Raw genomic sequence first — 16,634 nt, 5'->3', positions numbered from 1 at the left:
TTACAAGACGGTAAATATCATAGGTGTATTTTAAACCACACTAACATGGTATAATATTAATAATATGATAAATTAAGGTAATAATTAAGTGGATTTAATTTAGGGGGAAGTATGAAAGGTATAACTATTTATTTAACTACAATATTGTGTACAGTTGTAGGACTAAATTATTTTATAAGGTTAGTGAATGATAATAAAATATTAAGAAGGAATAAATCATCTGACATAATTAAGAAATCTTGTATAAGAGAATTACATAAAAATAAATTAAACACTCCTACAATGGGGGGGATTGTTATGAATATTATCTTTTTCATAATGATTATAGTTTACTATTTGATCAATAAGGAAATATTATGGTTTAATATTTTTATTATATTATTTGGGGTAATGGGTTTTATTGATGATTACATTAAAATTAAAAAAATAAGAGATGGTGTTACTCCAAAAGAGAAATTTATTGGTTTGACTTTAATAAGCTTATTTTATGTAATATTTTTGATTTTCACAAAGGAGTTTCATAGTACAGTGGCAGTTCCTTTTATAAATAAAGGCATTGAAGTGAATATAATAATGTACTGTTTTTTTATATTAGTTTTGTTAATTGGAACAACTAATAGTGTTAACATCACAGATGGATTAGATGGATTAATGTTAGGGATTGGAATGATAGTATTAGCATTTATAGCCTTAATTTCATGGAAGGTAAAAAATACAGGGGTACTTTATAGTTCATTGATGGTGCAAGCAACATGTATAGGAGCACTGTTATTTAATAAGTATCCAGCTAAAATATTTATTGGTGATACGGGGTCTTTATTTCTAGGAGGAGCAATAGGAATTTTTATGATTGAATTAAATGTTCCATTGTGGATTATTATTGTTATTGCAGTATGTTTGTGGGAAACGATTACTGTGATAATTCAATTATCTTCATTAAGATTAACAGGAAAGAGAGTATTTAAAATTGCACCATATCATCATCATCTAGAGAAATGTGGTTGGAATGAAACTAAGATAGTTCATGTTTTTTGGACAATTACATTGGTATTATGTATTGTGGGATACTTAGGAATATAAAGAAAAATTAATGAAATGAGGTGACACAAATGTTGAATATAGGAATATTAGGAGCCACAGGATATGCAGGAGAAGAGTTAATCAGGTTGCTTTCAAATCATAAAGAAGTAAAAATAAGAAAAATAATATCTAAGGCATATCAAGGTGAAAGATATAGTTATTCATATAGAAATTTTGTTGGACTTAATGAGTGTATTTGTGAGGATTTAAACTGGGATACCGTTACTGAGGATATAGATTTATTGTTTTCAGCACTGCCTTATGGAGTGCTAATGGAAAACCTGACAGAGGATATGATGAAGGATATTAAGATAATCGATATTGGCGTAGATTATAGGTTCATGAACCAAGAAGAATATAGAAAATACTATGGAAAAGAACATAAATCAATGGAATTGTGTGATTGTTTTGAGTATGGACTTAGCGAATGGAATGTTGAAAAAATAAAGAATACAAAGTATCTGGCAAACCCTGGTTGTTATGCAACCGCAATTCAACTGTCATTATTACCATTATTGAAAGAGAATATAATTACTTCAGATATTATAGTGGATGGAAAATGTGGTTTGTCTGGAGGAGGGAGAACCCTAACATTAGGAACGCATTTTGTGGAAGGAAATGAGTCTGTTAAGGCATACAAAATTAACAATCATCCTCATAGTCTTGAAGTAAAAAGAGGAGTAGAGTTATTTCTAAATAAAAATATAAACTTAACATTTACTCCGCATATAATTCCTATGCAAAGAGGGCTGCTAATAACAGCATATACACAACTGGCAAGTGATTTAGAATATGACCATATTAAAGATATCTACCTAAAATATTATGGGGATAAAGAATTTATTCAGATATTAGACAAGGGTATTTATGTTGAGACAAAATGGGTTAAAAACTCAAATATGTGTCATATAAATTTTGAAGTAAATAAAGAGAATAATAAATTAATTGTAGTAGCAGCAATAGATAATTTGATTAAAGGAGCAGCCGGACAAGCTATTCAAAATATGAATATAATGAATGGCTTTGACGAATGTACAGGACTTGATTTTGTGCCTATTTGTATATAGTAATGCAATAAAAAACATAGTTAAAAACTTCAGAAAAACATTAATGTAGAATTGATAATGTATAATGGAGAATGATTGACATTTCTCTCCGAGAAATTTTAATCTTATTGTCCCTTGGAAAATGAGGTTTTACTCGTTTCATTTGTAATGAAACATTGTAAATGAAATACAATATTTTATCGCAGGTAAAATGAGTAAAAATCTCTTGTCCTAAAGAATAATAAAATGTAGCTTCTCACGTAAGTGAGAAGCATCCATCATTATACATTATCCATTTTCAATTATACATTTCTTTTAAAGGGTTATAGACTTAACAATATTTCCTTGGAAATCTTTTATTTCAAATTTATCATTTTCTAAAACACCATATGTATTAGGGTTATTCTCTTTAGGTAGAGAAATGGAACCTGGATTTATTATATAAAAATCATTTGTCTTTTCAGCCACTGGGATATGAGTATGACCGTGGATTAAGACATCATTATTTGCAAGCTTTGGCGGGTTATTCTTATTAAATGTATGTCCGTGAGTTAAAAACAATCTTTTATTATTATATAAGATAAAAGAATAATCAGCCATCATTGGATACTCAATAACCATCTGATCTACTTCGCTATCACAATTTCCTTTTACAGCAATAATTTTTTCTTTAAGAGAATTTAGAACTGAGGCAACTTCTTTAGGATTATAATCTTTAGGAAGAGGGTTTCTAGGACCGTGATATAGTGCATCTCCTAAAATTACTATATGATCAGCTTTTTCCATATTGAAAGCTTCTATTGCTTTATTTAAATAATATAAAGAACCATGAATATCAGATATAAAGAATAATTTCATATTAATCTCTCCTTGTATTTTAGATTGTTAGTATAACAAAATAAACATATCATATGGAATAATTTATAACAAGAGTAATTAAGAAATATTATAATATCAGCATATTTTATATAAATATCAAATAGAAATATAATTATGTAGATTAGTTTATTAAGATAAATAAAATTCAACTAGAGATTTGTATTAAGGGGGATAAATGGTTGATAAGAAAAGGGGTATTAAAAGGGTATCTAGGATTGTGGCTTGTGGCATTTTCAATTCTTTCTATTTGTAGCAGTAATAATAGTAATGTACCATATATAGATAGATTATTAGAAATGATGAAAATTCCAGTATGGAGTAGAGGGATACATGGTGGAACTCATTATTCAGCAATTGTAAGAATAATAATATTTTTTATTGGATATGTTATGATTGCTAAATATGGAAATCATGTTCATGAATTTTTTCATAAACACACATTCTTAACAGTAATAATTATCATAGCTACTGTAATACTAGTAAATGACGGAACAATAAGAATAATTAAAGGATGCAGCACAGGGGTTGATAGCATATATTGTTATAAACATAAATCTAATGTTAATTATAGTAAAAAAAATTATGAGAAGCCAATATTATTGAATGGTGAGTTTATGCTAGAGAATTTAAGTAAAGAAGAAGTAAGATTTAACATATGCTTATTACCCTTAAACGAACATATGAAAGATAAAATACTTTTAGGAGAAGTTGTATTAAAGGGGAAAGAAAAGAAGAATATAACATTAACGAGAACATACATATCAGATAGTGAATTATGGAGTGGATCAGGATTTTCTCGTACTTTTAAATTTGCTTTAGAAGATCACAATAATATTAAAATTATTAATTTGGAACATGTACTAGGTAAATGATTAAAGTTTAGTGAATATTGTAATCAAATCTTGACATAAACTATGATTTGATATAACATGATGTTGTAAAGATTAATTAAAATATGAAAATTAAAGTAGCTAGGGGTGCATTTGCTGAGAGGGATAATAATCCTGACCCTTATAACCTGATTTAGTTAGTACTAACGTAGGGAAGCTTGGATATTATTTATATTAATAATGTGAATAATTCAACCTGCCTTATGGCAGGTTTTTATTTTGTCATTAAATACTTTAACAATTAAATAATTAGGGGAGCTGGTGTTACCGGCTGAGAAAGGACTATAAGTACTGACCCAATGAACCTGTTTGGATAATGCCAGCGTAGGAATATTTAGCACACTCAAATGGGTGTGCTTTTAATATTTATAAATGGAAGGAGATGTAAGTGATGGTAATTAATGGAAAAGAAAGGGATTACTCGAATATTTTATTAAAAGATCTTATAACAGAGCTTAATCTTGTAGTAGATCAAGTTGTTGTGGAAGTTGATGAGAAGATTATTTCGAAAGAACTTTATGGAGAGTTAATGTTAGATGGACGTGAAAAGATTGAAATAGTTGGGTTTATTGGAGGGGGTTAAATGGAAATTAGAATTAATGATGTTTTATATTCCTTAAATGAACTTGATATTAAGTCCTCTACAAATATAAAAATGAAAGAACTTATACTAAAAACTAATAATCAAAAATTAATGACATGTGATATTTTGATTAAAAATGGATGTCTTGTTACATGGGAAACAGAAGTGAAAAATGGCGATGAAATTTATATGCTTAAAAAAGGTGAAGTTCCATCAAAAGAAGAAATGGAAATGTTTTTAAAAGCTAGGCATTCGCCTAGTGTTCATGAAAAACTAAAGAATGCTACTGTTGGAATAGCTGGTTTGGGAGGACTTGGATCCAATATAGCTATGCAGCTTGCAAGAGTAGGGGTAGGAAACTTAATTATTTGTGATTTTGATGTTATTGATCCTACTAATTTAAATAGACAAAATTATTTTATCGATCATATAGGTATGAAGAAAACAGATTGTACTAAAGAAATTTTAAATAAAATTAATCCGTACATAAATGTGGTGAACTATGATATTCGTTTGGATATATCAAATTTTGAATCTTGTTTTAAATCTTGTGACATTATTGTTGAAGCCTTCGATAATCCTGTGTGTAAAGCAGAATTGACAAATTGGGTATTGATGAATACAAATAAACACATAGTTGCTGCATCAGGGATGGCTGGATATTATAGTTCAAATACAATAAAAACTAAAAAAATAAGTGACAGATTTTATTTAACTGGAGATTTAGTAAGTGAAGCTAAAGAATTTGATGGATTAATGGCACCAAGGGTAGGAATTGTAGCGTCGCATCAGTCAAACTGCGTATTAAGAATATTAATGAATGAACTGGAGGTTTAATAATGAGTATAAACAAGAGTGGAAAATTAATAATAGGTGGAAGAGAATTGAATAGTAGATTATTTATTGGAAGTGGTAAGTTCCCATCAAAGTCTATTATTCCTAGCGTTATAGAAAGTAGCGGGTCAGAGGTAATAACTATGGCGCTAAGACGAGTTGATTTAGATTCTAAAGAACATAATATTTTAAATTATATACCTAAAGAAATACAATTATTACCTAACACATCAGGTGCAAGAACAGCAGAGGAGGCAATAAGAATTGCTAGGTTAGCTCGTGCAATGGGGTGTGGAGACTGGGTTAAAATTGAAGTGGTTAGAGATAATAAGTATCTTTTACCTGATAATATGGAGACTATAAAAGCAACAGAAACATTAGCAAAAGAAGGTTTTGTGGTATTGCCATATATGAGTCCAGATTTAATGGATGCAAAAAGATTAGTTGATGCTGGAGCAGCTACTGTTATGCCATTAGGATCACCAATTGGGTCAAATAGAGGTATTAGAACAGAAGAGATGATAAAGATTATTATTGATGAAATTAATATACCTATTATTGTTGACGCTGGAATAGGAAAACCTTCAGAGGCTGCATATGCAATGGAAATGGGAGCGGATGCAGTGTTAGTGAACACAGCAATAGCAACATCAGAGAATCCTGTAAAAATGGGAAAAGCTTTTGCTATGGCAGTAGAAGCTGGAAGACTAGCATATGAAGCAAAATTAGGAAGAGTGTTAAGCCGTGCAGAAGCATCATCACCTTTAACAGGTTTTTTAGGAGAGAACAATGAGTTTTAGTAAAGTATTAGACAGATTAGATGATAAAAAAATATTACAAGAAATAGAACAAGTAAGCAGTAATGATATAATAAATATTTTAAATAAAGATCAGATAAATGAAAAAGAGTTTCTGCAGTTGCTGTCTCCAGAAGGAGCAAAATATATCGAAGAAATTGCTCAAAATTCTAGAAGAAATTCATTGAAACATTTTGGTAAAGCAATCACTTTGTATACTCCATTATATATTTCAAATTATTGCGTCAATCGTTGTTTATACTGTAGTTTTAATTGTAACAATTCCATAATGAGAAATAAATTGACCCTAGATGAGATAAGAGAAGAGGCAGAAGAAGTATGTAAGACGGGAATAAAGCATGTTTTGCTCTTGACTGGTGAATCAAAAATTCATTCTCCTGTAGAATATATTAAAGATTCAGTTCAAATTTTAAGAGATTACTTTCAGTCTGTGGTTTTAGAAGTGTATCCAATGGATACTGACGAATACGTTCAACTTGTTGGTGCTGGGATTGATGGTGTTACAATTTATCAAGAAACATATGATAGGGAAATATATGAAAGTGTTCATATTAAAGGACCTAAACGTGATTACTTATATAGGTTAGATACACCAGAAAGAGCATGTTCAGCAGGCGTTAGAACAATAAACATAGGGGCACTAATAGGATTAAATGATTGGCGAATTGAAATTTTTAAAGTTGGATTACACGCAAAGTATATTTCAGAGAAGTTTCCGGAAGTTGAGATAGGGATATCACTTCCAAGAATAAAAGGTATATCTTCAACAGAGAAGTTAAGTTATAAATATTACGAAACTAATGATAGAGATTTTGTACAAATTCTAGCTGCACTGAAGTTATTTTTACCACATTGTTCTATTAATATATCAACAAGGGAATCAAAGAGTATGAGGGAGAATCTCATTCCTATTGGAGTAAATAAAATGTCAGCGGGAGTATCTACAGAAGTTGGTGGGCATAAAGTAAATAAGAGTAGTGATAAGCAATTTGAAATATCAGATGAGTCATCAGTTGAAGATGTTATCAAGATGATAGAAAGAGTTGGATACCAACCAGTACTTAAAGATTGGATGTTGCTTTAATGAAGAAAAAAATATTTGTTTCTATTACAGATCATAGAGAAGATATAAATTCAACGATAAAGTGGCAAATTGAAGGTATTAAAAATGGAGTAAATATGGTTATAATACGAGGATATGATAGATTATCAGATATAAAATATATTTGCGCCCAATTGAACCTTCTTAAAAAACAGTATAATTTTAAACTGATTATAAATGCATATCCAACTAAAGAACTTCAGAAACTTAAAGTTGATGGTTTTCATTTTAATGTTATAAATATGAGTAAGGTTATAGATGACAAGGTGGATTTAAGTGATTTGGGGGAAATAGGGGTTTCAGTCCATAGTGTGGAAGAAATTAAATTGTCAGAAAAGATTTCTCCTGATTATGCCTTGATTTCTCCAGTATTTCAACCATCCTGTAAAGATGCTGTGAAAACTTTAGGGGTTACCGGGTTAGCAAAGATGATAGATGAATTTTATGAAATATATAATATCAATAAAAAGAATGTTCCAAAGGTGATAGCTCTTGGTGGGATTAATAAGAGTAACTACCTTAAGTTACTTAATAATTATATAGTGGATGGATTTGCAGTAATGTCGGCAGTTAAGGAGATAGAATTTAACTCAAGAAAAGGTCTTTTAAATGACATGTAGAATATAAATAATAAGAGTATAATTACTAATAATGAGAATATTTAACATGAATATTCTATAAGATTAACCTTAAAGATTATAATTTATTATTTTATTGAATGGAGGAGTTAAAATGACTAAAAATTTAGAAATTTACAGATGTAATAGGTGTGGAAACATTGTTGAGGTAATTAAGGGAAATGGTGCTCCCATGGTATGCTGTGGTGAGAACATGGAACTTTTAGAAGCTAAAACTGCAGATACATCTGTTGAAAAACATGTACCATATATTGAAGAAATTGAAGATGGATATAAAGTAAGAATTGGAGAAAATCAAAATCATCCTATGATGGAGAAACATTATATTCAATGGGTTGAATTAATAGTTGGCAGCAGAGTTTACAGAAAAGAATTTACTTATAACGGTACTCCAGAAGTAACATTCAAGGTGGAAAAAGCTGATAAAGTAGTAGCAAGAGAATATTGTAATCTACACGGGCTTTGGGAAGAAACTTTATAATTTAAAAAATACTACTCTCTGTAATAAAAAACGGAGTAGTGTTATTTTATATAATAACCAATTATGTTATAATATAGAAGTCAAGAGTGGAAATACTGAAAGTTAAAGGGGATTAAAGATGGAAACAGAAAGACTTATTATAAGACGATTTAAGCCAGATGATTGGAAAGATTTATACGAATACTTATCACTACCAGAAGTGGTAGAGTACGAACCATACTATACTTATAGTGAAGAAGAGTGTAAGGAAGCTTCAAAAGGTAGAGCAGAAGCAGGAGAAAAGAGTTGTTTTTGGGCGGTATGTTTAAAAGGTGATAATAAGATGATTGGACATATATTTTTCGCTTTCAATGAACCAGAGGAATTTAATACATGGGAAATAGGATATGTATTTAATCCTAAGTTCTATGGTAAGGGGTATGCAACTGAAGCTTCTAAACGTATACTTAAATACGGATTTGAAGATAAAGGAGCACACAGAATTATGGCACATGCTAATGTTAAGAATATTGCTTCATGGAAGGTATTAGAGAGATTATCATTGAGAAGAGAAGGGTGTATGCTTCAAAATGTTTGGTTCAAGAAGACTCCACAAGGAGAGCCTATATGGAACGATTCCTATGAATATGCTATCTTAGAGCATGAATGGAAAAATAAATAATTATAATAGAAAGTAAATCCTCGTTGAGAAAATCCTCTACGAGGATTTTTAGTAAAAAGTATATGTGATTTGTAACTAGCATAACTTTAAATGTGATATAATTGTGATTATATAGATATAATGTAAATTATAGTTAATTTAAGGAGGGGAAATAAATGAAAAAGTTATTTAAAAAGGGCGTTTTAGTAAGCATAATACTGTTATTATTTTTAACATCAATTAATGCTTATGCAGATAACACTAAAGAAAATAATGAAATTGATTTTAAAAAGATAAAAAGAGAAATTGAACTAATGAAGAAGAATCTTAATCAAAATATGTCTAATAACTGTAATAATTATTGGGACAATGATTGTGATAGTGAGACTGTTAATACATTAGGAAATAGGTTTACAAGGGATAATAAAGCAATAATAAGTGGTATGTTTAATGATATTGATAATGATGAAGTGTGTGATTATGGATTTTTAATTGGAAATGATAAAGACAAAATTACTAAAAAAATCTCATTAAAAAAACAAGATAGAGAAAATGGTTTTATGGAGTATAAAATAGATGATTTTGAACTAGGTAAAACTTATTATTATCAGGCGTTTATTGAATATGAAAATAAAATTGTTAAAGGTAAAGTATCCTGGTTTCATAAAGGGACAAAAGGAGAAGTTAATATTCAGGAATTTATTAAAAAGTTTAATCAAAATAAATTAAACCTTCATAATAGTAATTGTAATAAGCAATGGAATAATAATTTCAGTAAAAATTGGAATTCGAAGTTTAATACTTTCCAAGAAAAAAGTGTTAGTACATTTGGATTTAGATATACACATAGTGATACCGTAATAATAAGTGGCATGTTTAATGATATTGAAAATGATGCTGTATGTGATTATGGATTCCTTATTGGAAATGATAAAAATAATCTTACTAAAAAAATCTCACTGAAAAAAGAAAGCAAGCATAATGGTTATATGGACTATGAATTAGAGGAGTTTGAAAATGGAAAGATATATTATTATCAGGCATTTATTGAATATGAAGATGAAATAATTAAAGGCAGCTTATTTATGTTCAGCATTGGTAAACAAGAAATAATTAAGGTTATCACTGTTAATGCTTTAAAGGGATATGAAGAGAATACTGTTTTATTTATTGGTAAATGTGAAAATAAGAAATCAATAATCAATTCTAAGTATGGTTTTTATTGGGGGTATAGTAAAGAAAAATTAGTTAAAAAATCATATTATGATAATACTAACGAAGAGTATTTTATACAATCTGTAAAGAATATTGATAAAGGGGTAATATATTATCAAGCATTTGTTGAATATAATGGAAAGATCGTTAAAGGTGAAATAAAGAGTTTTTGAATTAAGTAAAACTAGATTCGTATAAACTTGAATTAATATTCTATTTAATTTATACTATAGTAGAAGTAATGCTCATAAATAATTATGAGCATTATTTATTTTAGCATTACATAATATAGAAAGTTATGGTGAAGAGTGTGGAACATTATTTTAGTAGTACTTCAAGTACAGAACATAAAAAGCAGACATTAGATTATTATATTAATGGCGAAAAAATAAAATTAACTAGTAGTAATGCGGTTTTTTCAAAGACAAAAGTTGATTTTGGATCAGATTTACTTATTAAAACATTCTTAGATAATAATAAGGATATAAAAGGTAAGCTTCTAGATGTAGGGTGTGGATATGGTACATTTGGAGTGACTTTTGCAAAGTTTTATCCAGAGATAAATGTTACAATGGTAGATGTTAATGAAAGAGCTATGGAATTAGCTGCTGAGAATGCTGAAGCTAATGGTGTAGGAGATAGAGTAGAAGTATTTAAATCTGATAAATTAGAGAGTGTTACAGATAAATATGATTATATAATAACAAACCCTCCAATTAGAGCTGGAAAAGATGTTGTGCATGCTATTTATGAAGGGGCAGCTGAGCATTTAAATGAGGGTGGTAAAATATATGTAGTTATACAAAAAAAACAAGGTGCTCCAAGTTCTAGAGAAAAGCTTGAAGCCTTATTTGGAAATTGTGTAGTAGAGAATAAAAAATCAGGCTATTTTATATTAGTTTCAGAAAAAAAATCATTATAAAAAGTAGGTTTTTTGTAAAATATACTTGAAAAATCATAAAAAAATTTATAAAATAATATAGGACGTAATTTTAATAATAAATTATTGATTATACGGTTTGCTACCGGTACATAGCATACAGTATTCAATGCTGTAGCATAGGGTGATAACACGAATATTTTCGTCCCTATACATAATTCAAATTATCGGATGTGTATAGGGATTTTTTAATTCCAAATTTTTTGTGTTAATATGCATAGTGTGCGAACGTTGGCAAGGTTAAAAAAGATAGTGGGAGGAACAAAAATATGGATATGAAAAAACTATTAGCGATAGGTATTAGTAGTGGAATTATAGGTTTTGCTTGGACAGTTGGAAGTTTTATGTTGGGATTAAGTACTGTTGCTGGTTTCATAGCTTGGTCAAGTTTCTTTGCAGCAGGTGGTAATGGAATGAAAGGTGTAAAGAAAGCTTTAATTGCAAATTGGAGTGGGACATGTTGGGGAATAGTGACTTCATTTGCTGCAGGTCCATTGATTCCTTTCATAGGTGAGACAGGGGCTATATCAGCTACTAATGGACTTGGTGCATGTGGAATAATATTATTATCTAAAGTTTCTTTAGTTTCATTTATTCCTGCAGCATTCTTAGGGTGGTCAGCATTTATTGCTTCTGGGATGGACTTCCCAATAACAATTATTTCTTTAGCATGTGGTTCATTTGCTGGATTTGCTTCAGAAATATTGACAGATGTAATATTAAAAATAATGAGATATGAGCCAAAAGAAGAAATGGTTATCGATAAAGCAGTATAATATAAATTTTTAAAATCATAAAGAAGCTGTAATGCATCTTTATGATTTTTTAATAAGTAAATTGACAATAAAAAAGCACTGGTATACAATGAAATTTATATTAACGAAGGAGGAAACTATGAATAATTTTTTGGAAATTTTTTCGATACTAATTCTAATTGCTGCATTAATTATTACAATTAAAAATATAAAAGGAAGAAAAGACTTTGGAGATAGTGTTTTTACTGGTAAGGTTAAGACAAAGAGTAAGAATAAATATATATTTGGTGTTTTTGCAGTTATTATGATTATAAGATTTATAATGACAATAAACAGTTTTGGATTAAATACTTATACAGTTATGAATTTAACAATCATATTCTATTTATGTTCGTTTGTTTATTTTGAACATAATGCTTTTAGAATAAATGATAAAGGGATTTTAGTTAACCAAATAATTACTGAGTGGAAAGATGTAGAATCATTTAACTGGAATGGAAATAAGTTAATCATTAGAATTGACAAATCAGGAATAAAGATGAATGCCGTTGTTATTGTTGAGTATGATTCAGTTGGAGAACTTATTAAAATAATAAAACAATATAAGAAATAAGAAAGTAAGATGTAGTCTCAACTGCATCTTACTTTTTTATTTAGTTATTGCACTTTTACATAGAAAGTTCTTTCTCGTGGACCATCAAATTCACAGAAATAAATTCCTTGCCAAGTACCTAAAAGTAAATCACCATTATGGATAATAATATTCTCACTTGCTCCAACAGTAGTAGATTTTAGATGGGAGTCTGAATTTCCTTCAAAATGCATGAATTCTCTACTGTTTGGAAAGACTTTTTCCAGATGTGTAATCATATCAATTTGAACATCTCTATCACAATTTTCATTGATAGTAATTGCCCCTGTTGTGTGTGGGCAAAATACGATAGCAATTCCATTCTTTGTATTACTTTCTTTTATGCAATCACGTACTAGTTTCGTTATATCTATCATTTGATTTCTTTCCATAGATGAAACGTGTTTCTTAAAAAGCATTTAAATACCTCCGAATTTTAATATTATGAGAATATGGTTTCACTGACTTAATATAATTGTATACAATTATTATATTATATAAATTTATTAATTTAAAACTTATTTGATGATTTAAATTACCACTGCTTACTAGGAGTTAAGTAAAGAGACTGCCGTGAAATCATTATAAGTGGCAGTATTTAATTGTTTATGGGAATAAATTCTAAATTATGATAGAATAGTATTATTATGAGTTTAAAGGGGCATCTGTGGAATTGTTAGGAAATAATAAAAGAAAACTAAATGGGGTTAAGTTCTAGAGCGTTTAACATTGGGGGGAGTAATATGAGAGAAAGAAAAGAAGCTTTAGTATATAGTTTTATTAATCTTAAGAATAGGGGTGCTGAAAAAGTACAGGGAATAATAGAAAGAAAACAAAAGTTTGAGTTTAATGTGTTTCAAGGGGAAATATCTCTTTTAAGAACTAAAGAAGATATTACATTGGATTTAAGAGCGATTAAAGATTCTAAACAGGGAACTTTAAAAATAAATAGTTTGGATAAGAAATGTATAAATGACACATGTACAGAAATAATTGCTCTTTGTGAAAGTGGAGTGAAAGATGAGTCCATTGACATTGCGCCTTATCAGAATAAACAGGCAGTTATATATGGAGATGAAAAACCTAATCTTGACAAGATGTACGGACTATTTGAAGAGTTTTTAAGTTTAGTTACTAAAAAATATCCATACCTAGTTCTAGGTGAGTGTATATTACAATTTGATAGAGTTGAAGAACTTGTAATGAACACTAATGGAGTAGAATTGTCCTCTATTAAAGGATTATATGAAATAAATATCTGTTTTAATTCAAAAAATAATGGAAAAACTTCGTCACATAAGTATATAGGTATGAGTATGAAAGATTTAGAAAATGGGATGTTTAATTTCTCAAAGTTTGAGAGATTACTTAAACAATCAGAAAAAGAAACTATATAAACGTAAATATAAAGCACAGAAATTTTTTTTCTGTGCTTTATTATGTAATGAAGAATAAGTTTTTAGGTTTATTGGAAACAATATTGATTTTTACCATTTTCTTTAGCAGTGAACATAGCTTTTTTTGCACTATCTAGAACTTTAGAGCTATCTGTATTTATGGAAAATTCAGAAATACCAATTGTTAAAGTGCAAGGAATTTCAGCATCTTCTCCATTGATTGGAGTGTTCATAGAATCAATTATTTCTGAAGAAATCTTTTTTACTAGATTTTCATCTATATTCTTTAAAACTACACCGAACTCATCTCCTGCTATACGATATACTTCTGTATCGATATTATTAACTTTTAAAACTTCGCTAATGCGTTTATGGACTTCTAATAAAACAATATCACCGTTTTTATGCCCAAAGGTGTTATTTATTTTGAGAAAAGAATCGATATCTATGTCTAAAACATATCCATTTGTAGAATTTTTTATAGTTTCTAAAACAGTATCATTACTTGTGAAATTACTAATCATTTTAATCTCTCCTTGAATTTTCGTATTTTTAAAATTAATCCTAGGATATATATTTACACTTATATTATTTTTTCTATATGAAATAGGGGAAACGCCAAATAATTTTTTAAATGCTCTCGAGTATGCCTCATAACTATTATATTGATATAATAATGCTATATCTAAAACTGTTAAATCTTCTTTTAATAAAATTTTAGCTGATTCATTCAATCTTCTTTTTCGGACATATTCTTTAAGCGTAACTCCTGTTATGTTTGAAAAAAGATTATAGAAGCTGGATTTAGACATAAAAGCTGAAGAAGAAATATCCTCAATAGTAATATGGTTCTTAAGATTATGCTCAATAAAGCTTATAGCTAGCTGTATCCTATCAATAATTTCAAAGTTATTCATTTTATTTCCCCCTAAGATATCTTAAAAATAGTATAACATGATAAATATATTTAAATATGACTTTTTTTCCAAAAGTACAAAATAAAACATCAAAATGCAAGAAGGTGTGCATTTAAATTCTTTTGCAAGGTTTGTCAAGAAAGGTTGCATGTGAAAAAAAATATAAAATCAACCTATAATTAAGTTACGTAGGGGTTTTGAGTATGTGTGAAGTTTAAAAAGCAATCAAATAATAGACAGAATATTAAAAAAATTGACATACTGAGTCGAATAATGTACAATTATGTCTATGTTACTAATGAGGAGGAGGGCGAATAATGAATATATTGGAAAAGATAGTTTCGAGTAGCAATACTTTTTTATGGTCTTATGTATTAATCATATTATTAATTTTTGCTGGGGTATATTTTTCATTTAAATTAAAGTTTGTACAATTTAGAATGTTAGGTGACATGTTTAAATTATTAACTGAGGGTGCTTCGGGTGCTGCGAAAGGGGAAAAGAAAAAAGGAGTTACATCCTTTCAGGCATTTTGTATCAGTACAGCATCTAGAGTAGGTACAGGAAATTTAGCTGGAGTAGCTTTGGCTATAGCCGTAGGGGGACCAGGGGCAGTATTCTGGATGTGGCTTATTGCATTGATTGGTGCAGGATCTAGTTTTGTAGAGAGTACTTTAGCTCAAATTTACAAGGTAAAAGATAATGAAGGGTTCAGAGGTGGACCAGCATATTATATGGAAAAAGCACTGAATAAAAGATGGATGGGGATTATTTTCTCTATTCTTATTACACTTTGCTTTGGATTAGTGTTTAATGCGGTTCAATCTAATACAATTTCTTATGCATTCCAAGGAGCTTATAATGTAAATAGATTCTTTATTGGAATAATTATTGCAGTAGTAACAGCAGCAGTAATTTTTGGTGGAGTAAAGAGAATTGCTAAAGTAGCAGAGGTATTAGTTCCGGTTATGGCTGTTATATACCTACTTGTTGCGGTTTTTGTAATAATTAAGAATATCACAGTAATTCCTGAGGTGTTTTCTTTGATTATCAGTAGTGCTTTTGGATTGAAACAAGCTATTGGTGGAGGAATTGGAATTGCTTTAATGCAAGGTATAAAAAGAGGGTTGTTCTCAAACGAAGCTGGTATGGGTAGTGCGCCTAATGCAGCTGCAACAGCACATGTGAGTCATCCTGTAAAACAAGGGCTTATTCAAACATTAGGTGTTTTTACTGATACTATCTTAATCTGTAGTGCAACAGCATTTATCATTTTGATTTCAGGGGTATATACTACAGAGGGATTGAGTGGAATACAGTTAACACAAGCAGCGTTAAGTTCAGAAGTTGGACCTTGGGCAAATTCATTTATTGCTATTTGTATATTATTATTTGCATTCAGTTCAATTATTGGGAACTATTATTATGGAGAAACAAATATAGAGTTTATTACTACAAAGAAGTCGTATGTTACAGCATATAGAGTTTTTGTTATTGGTATGGTATTAATGGGATCTGTAGCAAAAATTCAATTAGTATGGGATCTTGCAGATTTATTTATGGGGCTAATGGCATTGATAAATCTTATAGCTATACTGAAGTTAGGAGATATTGCTGTAAAAGCTTTAAAAGATTATTTAAAGCAAAAAAAACAAGGTGTAGAGCCTGTATTTTATAAGGATTCTATAGAAGGTTTAAAAAATGTAGAGTGTTGGCCAACAAAAGAATAAACAATAAAAATCGCAAGTAGAAGCTTGCGATTTTTTTCGTTTGTTGATGTTGAGATGC

Annotated in this window: 19 protein-coding genes and 2 riboswitches; of the genes, 16 read left to right on the top strand and 3 right to left on the bottom strand. The window is 29.2% G+C overall.

The window, feature by feature from the left end; all coding sequences use genetic code 11:
• Positions 1–111 precede the first annotated feature (111 nt).
• Both mraY and argC read left to right on the top strand, forming a co-directional pair.
• Positions 112–1,080, top strand: coding sequence for a phospho-N-acetylmuramoyl-pentapeptide-transferase (gene mraY / locus OW730_RS17820; protein WP_271225402.1), 969 nt, complete (start codon positions 112–114; stop codon positions 1,078–1,080).
• 29 nt (positions 1,081–1,109) lie between these two features.
• Positions 1,110–2,147, top strand: coding sequence for an N-acetyl-gamma-glutamyl-phosphate reductase (argC, locus tag OW730_RS17815; protein WP_271225401.1), 1,038 nt, complete (start codon positions 1,110–1,112; stop codon positions 2,145–2,147).
• 294 nt (positions 2,148–2,441) lie between these two features.
• On the opposite strand, the gene yfcE is transcribed toward argC, so the two are convergent.
• Entirely contained in the window at positions 2,442–2,984 is a 543-nt protein-coding gene (gene yfcE, locus OW730_RS17810; protein WP_271225400.1) for a phosphodiesterase, read from the bottom strand.
• Between the two features lie 200 nt (positions 2,985–3,184).
• On the opposite strand from yfcE, the gene OW730_RS17805 reads away from it, so the two are divergent.
• The 12 genes from OW730_RS17805 to OW730_RS17750 all read left to right on the top strand — a co-directional run bounded on the left by OW730_RS17805 (position 3,185) and on the right by OW730_RS17750 (position 12,514).
• Positions 3,185–3,877, top strand: coding sequence for a hypothetical protein (locus OW730_RS17805; RefSeq protein WP_271225399.1), 693 nt, complete (start codon positions 3,185–3,187; stop codon positions 3,875–3,877).
• A gap of 91 nt (positions 3,878–3,968) precedes the next feature.
• Positions 3,969–4,067, top strand: a riboswitch (TPP riboswitch).
• Positions 4,068–4,136: 69 nt separating this feature from the next.
• A riboswitch (TPP riboswitch) is annotated at positions 4,137–4,244 on the top strand.
• A 42-nt stretch (positions 4,245–4,286) separates the two neighbouring features.
• A complete protein-coding gene (gene thiS / locus OW730_RS17800; protein ID WP_271229592.1) occupies positions 4,287–4,478 on the top strand; it encodes a sulfur carrier protein ThiS in 192 nt (63 codons plus the stop codon).
• Positions 4,479–5,315, top strand: a complete 837-nt coding sequence (gene thiF / locus OW730_RS17795; protein WP_271225398.1) for a sulfur carrier protein ThiS adenylyltransferase ThiF — start codon at positions 4,479–4,481, stop codon at positions 5,313–5,315. It abuts the gene before it with no gap.
• A gap of 2 nt (positions 5,316–5,317) precedes the next feature.
• Positions 5,318–6,112, top strand: a complete 795-nt coding sequence (locus OW730_RS17790; RefSeq protein WP_271225397.1) for a thiazole synthase — start codon at positions 5,318–5,320, stop codon at positions 6,110–6,112.
• Positions 6,102–7,214 (top strand): 2-iminoacetate synthase ThiH, encoded by a 1,113-nt coding sequence (thiH, locus tag OW730_RS17785; RefSeq protein WP_271225396.1) that lies wholly within the window; start codon positions 6,102–6,104, stop codon positions 7,212–7,214. The genes OW730_RS17790 and thiH overlap by 11 nt, the downstream gene beginning before the upstream one ends.
• Positions 7,214–7,852 carry a thiamine phosphate synthase gene (locus tag OW730_RS17780; protein WP_271225395.1) on the top strand — a complete coding sequence of 213 codons (639 nt, stop codon included), beginning with the start codon at positions 7,214–7,216 and terminating at the stop codon, positions 7,850–7,852. The genes thiH and OW730_RS17780 overlap by 1 nt, the downstream gene beginning before the upstream one ends.
• Positions 7,853–7,964: 112 nt before the next feature.
• Positions 7,965–8,351, top strand: coding sequence for a desulfoferrodoxin (locus OW730_RS17775; protein WP_271225394.1), 387 nt, complete (start codon positions 7,965–7,967; stop codon positions 8,349–8,351).
• 118 nt (positions 8,352–8,469) lie between these two features.
• On the top strand, positions 8,470–9,012 hold the full coding sequence (locus OW730_RS17770; RefSeq protein ID WP_271225393.1) for a GNAT family N-acetyltransferase: 543 nt from the start codon (positions 8,470–8,472) through the stop codon (positions 9,010–9,012).
• A gap of 155 nt (positions 9,013–9,167) precedes the next feature.
• On the top strand, positions 9,168–10,379 hold the full coding sequence (locus OW730_RS17765) for a hypothetical protein (protein ID WP_271225392.1): 1,212 nt from the start codon (positions 9,168–9,170) through the stop codon (positions 10,377–10,379).
• Between the two features lie 137 nt (positions 10,380–10,516).
• Positions 10,517–11,128: a class I SAM-dependent methyltransferase gene (locus tag OW730_RS17760; protein ID WP_271225391.1), complete on the top strand. Its 612-nt coding sequence runs from the start codon at positions 10,517–10,519 to the stop codon at positions 11,126–11,128.
• 287 nt (positions 11,129–11,415) lie between these two features.
• Positions 11,416–11,922 (top strand): DUF1097 domain-containing protein, encoded by a 507-nt coding sequence (locus OW730_RS17755; protein ID WP_271225390.1) that lies wholly within the window; start codon positions 11,416–11,418, stop codon positions 11,920–11,922.
• Positions 11,923–12,040: 118 nt separating this feature from the next.
• Positions 12,041–12,514 (top strand): DUF5673 domain-containing protein, encoded by a 474-nt coding sequence (locus OW730_RS17750; RefSeq protein ID WP_271225389.1) that lies wholly within the window; start codon positions 12,041–12,043, stop codon positions 12,512–12,514.
• A gap of 44 nt (positions 12,515–12,558) precedes the next feature.
• On the opposite strand, the gene OW730_RS17745 is transcribed toward OW730_RS17750, so the two are convergent.
• Positions 12,559–12,951 carry a secondary thiamine-phosphate synthase enzyme YjbQ gene (locus OW730_RS17745; protein ID WP_271225388.1) on the bottom strand — a complete coding sequence of 131 codons (393 nt, stop codon included), beginning with the start codon at positions 12,949–12,951 and terminating at the stop codon, positions 12,559–12,561.
• Positions 12,952–13,275: 324 nt separating this feature from the next.
• Here OW730_RS17745 and OW730_RS17740 point away from each other — a divergent pair, with 324 nt between their 5' ends.
• Positions 13,276–13,929 (top strand): hypothetical protein, encoded by a 654-nt coding sequence (locus OW730_RS17740; protein ID WP_271225387.1) that lies wholly within the window; start codon positions 13,276–13,278, stop codon positions 13,927–13,929.
• A gap of 68 nt (positions 13,930–13,997) precedes the next feature.
• Here OW730_RS17740 and OW730_RS17735 read toward each other — a convergent pair whose 3' ends face one another.
• Entirely contained in the window at positions 13,998–14,846 is an 849-nt protein-coding gene (locus OW730_RS17735) for a diguanylate cyclase domain-containing protein (protein WP_271225386.1), read from the bottom strand.
• Positions 14,847–15,163: 317 nt separating this feature from the next.
• Between OW730_RS17735 and OW730_RS17730 the strand changes: the two genes are divergently transcribed.
• The gene (locus OW730_RS17730; RefSeq protein ID WP_271225385.1) at positions 15,164–16,576 is read left to right on the top strand and encodes an alanine/glycine:cation symporter family protein; all 1,413 of its coding nucleotides are present in this window, start codon (positions 15,164–15,166) and stop codon (positions 16,574–16,576) included.
• Positions 16,577–16,634 lie beyond the last annotated feature (58 nt).

The sequence above is a fragment of the Oceanirhabdus sp. W0125-5 genome (assembly GCF_027938815.1).
GTDB lineage: Bacteria > Bacillota > Clostridia > Clostridiales > Clostridiaceae > Oceanirhabdus.
This window is presented reverse-complemented; position numbering and strand designations above follow the sequence as displayed.

Coding starts and splice junctions, on each gene's coding strand:
- OW730_RS17730 (WP_271225385.1), top strand. CDS start 15,164: ATGAATATATTGGAAAAGATAGTTTCGAGTAGCAATACTTTTTTATGG.
- OW730_RS17750 (WP_271225389.1), top strand. CDS start 12,041: ATGAATAATTTTTTGGAAATTTTTTCGATACTAATTCTAATTGCTGCA.
- argC (WP_271225401.1), top strand. CDS start 1,110: ATGTTGAATATAGGAATATTAGGAGCCACAGGATATGCAGGAGAAGAG.
- OW730_RS17735 (WP_271225386.1), bottom strand. CDS start 14,846: ATGAATAACTTTGAAATTATTGATAGGATACAGCTAGCTATAAGCTTT.
- thiS (WP_271229592.1), top strand. CDS start 4,287: ATGGTAATTAATGGAAAAGAAAGGGATTACTCGAATATTTTATTAAAA.
- mraY (WP_271225402.1), top strand. CDS start 112: ATGAAAGGTATAACTATTTATTTAACTACAATATTGTGTACAGTTGTA.
- OW730_RS17780 (WP_271225395.1), top strand. CDS start 7,214: ATGAAGAAAAAAATATTTGTTTCTATTACAGATCATAGAGAAGATATA.
- yfcE (WP_271225400.1), bottom strand. CDS start 2,984: ATGAAATTATTCTTTATATCTGATATTCATGGTTCTTTATATTATTTA.
- OW730_RS17790 (WP_271225397.1), top strand. CDS start 5,318: ATGAGTATAAACAAGAGTGGAAAATTAATAATAGGTGGAAGAGAATTG.
- OW730_RS17770 (WP_271225393.1), top strand. CDS start 8,470: ATGGAAACAGAAAGACTTATTATAAGACGATTTAAGCCAGATGATTGG.
- thiH (WP_271225396.1), top strand. CDS start 6,102: ATGAGTTTTAGTAAAGTATTAGACAGATTAGATGATAAAAAAATATTA.
- OW730_RS17765 (WP_271225392.1), top strand. CDS start 9,168: ATGAAAAAGTTATTTAAAAAGGGCGTTTTAGTAAGCATAATACTGTTA.
- OW730_RS17775 (WP_271225394.1), top strand. CDS start 7,965: ATGACTAAAAATTTAGAAATTTACAGATGTAATAGGTGTGGAAACATT.
- OW730_RS17745 (WP_271225388.1), bottom strand. CDS start 12,951: ATGCTTTTTAAGAAACACGTTTCATCTATGGAAAGAAATCAAATGATA.
- OW730_RS17740 (WP_271225387.1), top strand. CDS start 13,276: ATGAGAGAAAGAAAAGAAGCTTTAGTATATAGTTTTATTAATCTTAAG.
- thiF (WP_271225398.1), top strand. CDS start 4,479: ATGGAAATTAGAATTAATGATGTTTTATATTCCTTAAATGAACTTGAT.
- OW730_RS17755 (WP_271225390.1), top strand. CDS start 11,416: ATGGATATGAAAAAACTATTAGCGATAGGTATTAGTAGTGGAATTATA.